4 protein-coding genes are annotated in these 7,731 nt (G+C 71.7%); 2 read left to right on the forward strand and 2 right to left on the reverse strand.

The window, feature by feature from the left end:
* On the forward strand, positions 1–1,309 hold a 1,309-nt coding region (locus tag VF697_RS13585; RefSeq protein ID WP_331094991.1), incomplete at its 5' end, for a trehalase family glycosidase.
* Between the two features lie 131 nt (positions 1,310–1,440).
* Here VF697_RS13585 and VF697_RS13590 read toward each other — a convergent pair.
* A complete protein-coding gene (locus tag VF697_RS13590; RefSeq protein ID WP_331094993.1) occupies positions 1,441–4,812 on the reverse strand; it encodes a hypothetical protein in 3,372 nt (1,123 codons plus the stop codon).
* Between the two features lie 335 nt (positions 4,813–5,147).
* On the opposite strand from VF697_RS13590, the gene VF697_RS13595 reads away from it, so the two are divergent.
* Positions 5,148–6,815 (forward strand): ATP-binding protein, encoded by a 1,668-nt coding sequence (locus VF697_RS13595; RefSeq protein ID WP_331094995.1) that lies wholly within the window; start codon positions 5,148–5,150, stop codon positions 6,813–6,815.
* 16 nt (positions 6,816–6,831) lie between these two features.
* Here VF697_RS13595 and VF697_RS13600 read toward each other — a convergent pair whose 3' ends face one another.
* A complete protein-coding gene (locus VF697_RS13600) occupies positions 6,832–7,521 on the reverse strand; it encodes a hypothetical protein (RefSeq protein WP_331094997.1) in 690 nt (229 codons plus the stop codon).
* Positions 7,522–7,731 lie beyond the last annotated feature (210 nt).

The following is a 7,731-nucleotide window of genomic DNA, read 5'->3' on the forward strand; positions in this document are numbered from 1 at the left end:
GCCGGGCATGCTCTTCCTGCCGCGCCCCTACATCGTCCCCGGCGGCCGCTTCGTGCAGATGTTCGGCTGGGACAGCTACTTCAACGCCCGGGGCGCCCTGGCCTCCAACCGTCCCGAGCTGGCGCGGGATCTGCTGGAGAACCAGCTCTACGAGATCGAGCACTACGGGAAGATCCCCAACTCGAACCTGAGCTACCACCTGTCGAGGACCCAGCCGCCGCTGATGCCCCGGCTCGCGCTGGAGCTCCACGCGGCACGCGCGGACCGGCGCCTGCTCAAGCGCGTGGTGAAGGCGGCCGAGCAAGAGCTGGAGGAGGTCTTCCGCACCGGCGCTCGCGCCACCCCGAGCGGGCTCTCCCGCTACAAGGACGACGCCGAGGGCCCCGACGCCGAGGACCTGTCCGCGTTCTACGTGTCGCGGCCGGACGACGCCGAGTTCCACCGCCACGACCGGGCCATCCGCGAGAGCGGCTGGGACATGTGCCACCGCTTCGGCACGGCCACGCACCACCACGAGCCGGTGTGCCTCAACTCGCTGCTGTTCCAGTACGAGAGCGACCTCGCCCGGCTGCTGCGGCTGGTGGAGGGGGAGGACTCGCTGCGGGCGGCCCGGTACGCGAAGGCGGCGCGGGCTCGGGCGCGCACCATGCGCGCGCGCTTCTGGGATGCCGAGCGGGGCCTGTTCTTCGACCACCAGTTCATGACCGGGCGCCGCTCGCGCTACGAGTCCGTGGCCACCTTCTACCCGCTGTGGACGGGTTGGGCCTCCCGAGACGAGGCCGCCTCCGTGGCCGCCGCGCTCCCGCGCTTCCTGAATGAGGGCGGGCTGACCGCCACCACCCGGGCCTCACGCGAGGCCGCGGGCGGAGAGGATCTCCAGTGGGAGTGGCCCTTCGGCTGGGCGCCGCACCAGATCATCGCGGTGGAGGGCCTGCGCCGCTACGGCTTCCACGCCGAGGCCGATGCGGTGGCCTACCGCTGGCTGTCGATGGTGCTGGACATCGCGGGGAGCCACAACGGCCTCATCAAGGAGAAGTACGACGTGGTGAGGCGGTCGGCCGAGGTGCCCGTGGAGTACGGCAACCAGGGCGCGGATCGCGGTGCGCTCCTGGCCCCCCGGTCCGAGCGGACGCTGGGCTTCGCCTGGACGAACGCCTCGGTGCTGGTGCTGCTGGACGGGCTGTCTCCCATGCTGCGCGAGGCGCTCGATGCCGGCATCCCCGCGGACCGGGTGCTCGGGCCTCCGCGCGACCAGGGGGGCCAGGGCCGCTCCCGGAAGAAGAGTGCGCGCGGCTCCGTCGCGGCCTGATGCGCTTCGAGTGAAGCGTGAAGGCGCCACCTCGTGGGCCCCTTCCGGTCGCGCATCGCGCGAACTTGTCCACTAAGTGTACAGGTTGCTCAAGAACGCGCCCGGGAGGTGTCGGAACCGGGTCGTTCCGCTCACTCCAGCACGGTCTTGAGGGTCAGGGCCGCCGTGCGGACGGAGAGGCGCGGATGCTGGCGCAGCGTGCGCAAGTGCCGCCGGGCTGCGTCTCCCTGCCAGTACTGACGATTCCCCGCCACGCGGACGAGCTCCAGTGCGATGAGTGGGGCCTCGGCCTCCACCCGGGCCGCCACGTCCAGCAGGAACTCCGGCGGGTACTCGCCGCATGGGAGTTCCACCGCGGCGCCCACCATCGACGCGAGCACCGGGGCGAAGAGGGGCTCCTCGCACACCTCCGCCGTGAGCACCCGCAGTACGTCCGTGAGCGCGGCCGCGTCCTTGCCGCAGAGCACGGGGAAGAGCCGGAGCCGGGCCGACAGGGGCCACAGCGACGCGTCCCGATCGAGGACGCGTGACAATTCCGCGAAGCGTGAGCGCAGGCGCGGCAGCAGCGGGCGAGGCAGGTCCAACAGTCTCGTGCAGAGGTGCTCCAGGCGCTGGCGGGCGGGCAGATCCCTCTCGGTCCCCGCGTCATGCGCTACCGGCACGGGCGCGGAGACGAGCCCCGCCGCGCAGGCCACCACCTGCTCGAAGGCGTGCCCCTCGCGCGCCACCGAGACCAGCGTCTCGACGGCCTCCTTCCACCCGGCACCGCTGGAGAGTTCCTGGATGCGCGCCACCAGGGTCCGAGCCACCTGCTCCTCTCGGACGGGAGCCCACGCCGTCAGTGCCGTGCTGGCCTGGCTTCGCACATCGGGCTCGGGGTGGCCCACCAGGTGGAGGACGAGCGCGGCGTAGCGGGCACGGAGCCGGGCGGGGAGGAACTCGGGACGCTGCCCGAGGAGGCTCGCGGCCACGTACGTGTCCGGGTCTCGAGCCATGGCCTCCAGGATCTCCCAGGCGGACTCCTCCGTCTCCAGTAGCCGGCGCGCGGCGTGGCCCACCGCGATGCGCACGTCCCGGTGGAGCCTGGGCCGCTCCCATTGCTGGTGGAGCAGGGCCACGGACCGGGCATCGCGGGCGGTGCCGAGCAGCCGCACCACCTCCTTATGTACCGTCACCTTGAGCCGGTCGCGCGTGAGCAGCGTGGCCAGCGCGGCGGTGCGGGTGTCGGGGGGAAGCTCCTCCGCCACCCGGGGCACCGCGTCCATGGCCACCCGGGCGCGGTCCCCGTCCAGGTGCTCCAGGAGCACGGGGAGGGCGGGCGTGGGCTGGTCCAGCCAGGCGAGCGCGCCGAGCGCGGCCTCCATCGTGGGCACGTCATGCCATCCGAGGAAGGGCAGCAGGTACTGCTCCGTCACCGCGGGAATCCGGGTCAGGACGTCGAGCAGCTCCACCCGCTCCCAGGAGCAGCGCACCTCGCCATTCGCCATGCGCAGGAGCAGGTCGCGGTAGCGCGCCTGTTGCCGGGGCAGCCAGCGGTGGAAGCCACTCCGGAACAGCCGGTAGTCGTAGAGCGCCTCGTTCGTGCTGAAGCGGCCCTGGATGGGGCGCCCGTCGAGGTAGGGGTCCAGCCACTCCTGCCGGTAGCGGTGGAGGTGCTCGGCGACCTGGGGGAAGGCGATGGCGGCCGAGGCGTCCCGCGCCAGCAGCTTGCGCACACGCACGTCGCGGGTCCGGGGCGGTTCCAGCCAGAGCTGGATGGCCCGGTGCGCGTGCCAGGACGTCTCGGCCTCGGTGAGGGGCTCGAGCAGCGCCTGGAGCATGTCCACGTTCCATGCGCGCCGGCCGAGCGCCTCGCACAGGTTGAGGACGAGGAGGCAGCGCTCCTGGAAGCCGGCGGCGCGGATCCGCGGCAGCAGGGCGGCGACGAGGTGGTGCTCGGCACCGTGGGGCAGGTCATCGAACCGGAGGTGGCCCGACTCCTCGTCCTGTCCGGTGAGCCGCCGCTCCAGCAGCTTCAGGGCGAACTGGAAGAGGGGGCTCCGGTGCTCGGTGACGTGGGCGCGGACGAGCTCCTCGGCCAGGTGCTGCAGCGCGGCCAGGGTGACCTCCGAGGCATCTCGGGCCTCCTGGGTGTCCCTCACCAGCGCCTCCAGGAAGGGGAGGTGCTCGGGGGTGAAGAGGGAGGCCGGGACCTTCCGGAGCTCCTGGAGGACCTCGCGGCGGACCGGATCCTGCTCGTTCCTCAGACGGGAGGAGAGCTCCGCGAGCGTCTCCGTCATGCCCCGGCGCGAGAGGGCGGTGCTGCGCACGAGGAGCGCGAGCGCTCGCGCCCGATCCTCGGCCTTGCTGGCGAAGGCGGCCTCCCGCAGCGGCCCACGCGAGTGCTCGATGGCGCGGAAGGCCAGCGTGGAGAGCAGGTGGACGCGGTTGTCCCGCCCCTTGCTCCAGTCGAGCAGCCGCGCCGCCTCGGCATCGCGCAGGGCGTCGGGGAGGACGGCGAGCAGCTTCTCGTCCACCAGCTCCCGAGGTGGGAGGCCGTTGAAGTGCTGGGCGAAGGACTGGGTGTAGAGGTCGGCCCGCTCCGAGGGCGGCGTCATCCGGAGCAGCTCGATGAGGACCTCCGAGTCCTTCAGGGCGCGTACGAGGGCGCCGCGCTGCGCGGAGGAGAAGGACCTCACCACCTCCCGGAGCACGCCCTTGCGAAGGACCCTGCCGCGCAGGGACTCCCGATAGGCGGGCCGGGTGAGGAGCTGGCTGCTCTGCTCCGGGTGCCGCCGCGCGAGCCGGGGCATGGCCTCCACCACCACGACGGGCAACGACCAGGGGGAGGTGTACTCGCGCACGAGGGCGAGCACCGCCTCGCCGCGCAGCAGGGTCAGCACGGCCAGGGGCTGGCGCCAGGTGACGAAGAGGTTGTCGCGCTCCCACCGGGAGGCCTCGGTGAATTGAGCTTGGAGGAAGGCCAGCACCACGTCCGGATGGCGGTGCACCAGCGTGCCCCAGGCCCGTACGGCATGGGCGAGCTCCGGCAGATGGCGTCGCACGCCCTCCGCCTCCAGTGCGGGCAGCAGGAGGGCCGCCTCGTTGTCGCCATGGTGCGCGCGGACGCTCGGGAGGAGCCGGGCCGCGAGCGTCTCACGTCTGGCGAGCCCCACGCCCTTGAGGACCCGTCGCCGCGTCTGGGAGGGCAGCTCGGGGAGCAGCTGTTCGAGGGCGGCGTCGTTCCGGAGGGAGGTGCCGGCGTAGGCGGCGGCGCGCGCCCGCACCGAGCGGGAAGGGTGGGTGAGCCCTCGGAGCAGCGCGGCGTCCTCGCGGGCGGCACGGGCCATCACCAGCGCGAGGGTGGCCTCGTAGGCGTCCCCGGCCACCAGCTCCGCCAGCAGCGTCGGGAGGGAGGGGCTCCCCCGGGCCTCCCGCCCGAGCGTGGCCACGCGTGCGAGGCGCGCCCCGTACCCCAGTGAGTCCAGCTCCTCGAGCAACGTGGCGCGCGTGGGTACCTGCAAGCCGTCCTCCCCCTCGTGAACAGGTGCTGCGGCGGGAGTGCTGACGATGGGTGCTCCAGCGCCCTGACGCGCCTCGTTTTCGAGGGAGGGGTCGCGCCCCACCTTCCGGCGCTTTAGTTGTTCAGCGGATCCAGCACGGGGTCCTGCGCTCAACACCCGGAAGGCCGCACGGTGGAGCTGGACTCACTCCGGAGCGAGAGGGGTTGTCCTTTGTATCGTTTTCGTAAATCGTGAGAATTCAATCCACGCTGGCAAGCGAGTGCGTGAGCGGACAGATGGATGTGCCCAATCACCCCAGTCACGCCGGGCCGGGGGCCCCGGAAATCGAGACACAGGTGAGTGGCGAGACTTCGGCGGAGCAGGCGCTGCGCGCCAGCAACCTCCTGCTGCAGGCGCTCACCGAGGTGCAGACGGAGTTCATGGGGGGGCACGAGCCCTACCGGCTGTTCGACAAGCTGTTGTCGGTGCTGTTGAAGCTGACGTCCAGCGAGTACGGCTTCATCGGCGAGGTGCTGCGCACCCCCGAGGGCAAGCCCTACCTGCGCACCCACGCCATCACCAACATCGCCTGGACGTCGGAGCTGCGGGAGTTCTACGCGCGCGAGGCGCCCAAGGGCATGGAGTTCCGCAACCTCCAGACGCTCTTCGGGGCCGTCATGACGAGCGGCGCGCCGGTGGTGTCCAACACGCCGTATGGGGATCCGCGCCGGGGCGGGCTGCCCGAGGGCCACCCGCCGCTGTGCTCCTTCCTGGGCCTGCCCTTCCACTCGGCCACGGAGCTGGTGGGCATGGTGGGCATCGCCAACCGTCCCGGGGGCTATGACGCCGAGGTCATCTCCTTCCTCCAGCCCTTCCTGGCCACGTGCTGCGCCCTGCTCCAGGGCCTGCGCACCGAGCAGCGGCGCCGCCGCGCCGAGGAGGAGCTGCGCCGCTCGGTGGAGAGCTTCCGCACCCTCGTGGCGAGCACCCCGGATGCCATCTTCCTGCACCGGGAGGGCCGGGTGGTCTTCGCCAACCCCGCCGCCGTCGGCCTGCTGGGGCATGAGAACGTGGGGGCGCTCGAGGGTCGCCCGGTGGAGGAGCTCGTCCTGCCCGGCTACGAGGCCGCGCTCACCATGCCCTCCACCTCCAACGCACCCCACGAGGCGCAGTTCCGGCACCGCGAGGGGCGGCGGGTGTTGGGCGAGGTGGTGACGGTGTCGATCCTTCGCGAGGGGCTTCCCACGGTGGTCTCCATCGCCCGCGACATCACCGAGCGCCGGCAGGTGCAGGAGAAGCTGCTGGCCACCGAGCGCATGGTCTCGCTGGGGACGCTGGCCGCCGGCGTGGCCCATGAGATCAACAACCCGCTGTCCTACATGCTGAGCAACCTGCGCTTCGTGGACGACGAGCTGTCCGCCCTGGCCGAGTCGGGCGAGGGGGTGGCCGGAGAGCGGGGGCAGGAGGTCCGCACCGCGCTCAAGGAGGCCATCTCCGGCAGCGATCGCGTGCGCGACATCGTGAGGGACCTGAAGACCTTCTCGCGCAGCAACGAGGAGCAGCGGGGCGCGGTGGATGTGCGGGCCGTGCTCGACTCGTGCGTGAACATGGCCTGGAGTGAGATCCGCCACCGCGCGCGGCTGGTGAAGGACTACGGCGAGGTGCCGCCCGTGGACGCCAACGAGTCCCGGCTCGGACAGCTCTTCCTCAACCTGCTCGTCAATGCCGCCCAGGCCATCCCCCACGGCAACCTGGAGGCCCACCAGGTCCAGCTCTCCACGAGGTACGAGGAGGGGTGGGTGGTGGTGGCGGTGCGGGACACCGGGGTGGGAATTCCGCGGGAGAACCTCGGCCGGCTGTTCGATCCCTTCTTCACCACCAAGCCGGTGGGCGAGGGCACCGGGCTGGGCCTCTCCATCTGCCACGGCATCATCACCGCGATGGGCGGGCGCATCGAGGTGGACAGCGAGCCGGGCCGGGGGACCACCTTCCGGGTCTTCCTGCCCGGCCCGGCCGCCTCCTGACGGCGAGGGGAGGGCGCTACTTCCTCGGCAGCTCGTACTCGCCGCCCGGGTAGACGAAGGAGTCCCGGGGGGCGTACCAGCACCAGCCCTCCACCCGCTGCAGCGGGCTCGCCGGCCGCAGCGCGTACACCGGGTGATCCTTGGCGAGGAACTCCAGGGAGACGAGCTCGAAGTCCGCGGCGATCTCCCCCACGTAGGGGTAGTTGCCGCCCATCAGCCTGCCATTCACGCGCGTCACGTACAGGAGGTGGCCGCGCGCCACCGAGGCGATGCGCGAGCCGACCCGGGCCACGGTGCGGATGATGGGCACGCCGTCCACGCGCGTGGTGGCCACCAGCTCGCCGCCGGTGAGCTCCAGCGTCGTGGTGCCCGGCGAGGCCGGCACGCCGCGCTCGAGCACGTAGCTCCGCACGACTTCCGAGGAGTTGAAGTAGTGGGTGAAGAAGCGTCCCGGCGTCACCCCATCGGGCGCGGTGTGGTCCGCCAGGTCCACCCCCAGGTACGTCAGCGAGTAGGCGCCGAAGCTCGACGTCTGGTCCGCCGAGTCGACGACGTACTGGTTCATATAGAGGGCCCGGTTGGCGGCCGGCGCGAGCCCGGGGGGCAGCAGCGCGGCGGTGGCCTTGGGGTCGGCGGGAATCCAGCTCGAGTACAGCATGCGGCTGTTGATGACGAGCTGCGGGGCTGCGAGCTGCGTGCTGGGCATGAGGCTTGATAGCACGCCCCCCGGTGGACCTCCCAGGGCGGACCTGGACCCGCGACTGCCTGACACTCGGGCCCCGAAACCCGTGCTTCCCCCCGAGGGAAGCCGTGTATACGGTGGGATTACCCATGCCCAAGGCTCTTCCGAAGCCCGCCGCGCGCAAGGCGGATCCCGTCCTGCAGTCCCTGTTCGACGTCCAGGAGGCCACGCTTC

This window comes from Archangium sp. (assembly GCF_036388035.1).
Taxonomy (GTDB): domain Bacteria; phylum Myxococcota; class Myxococcia; order Myxococcales; family Myxococcaceae; genus Archangium.

Coding starts and splice junctions, on each gene's coding strand:
- VF697_RS13600 (WP_331094997.1), bottom strand. CDS start 7,521: ATGCCCAGCACGCAGCTCGCAGCCCCGCAGCTCGTCATCAACAGCCGC.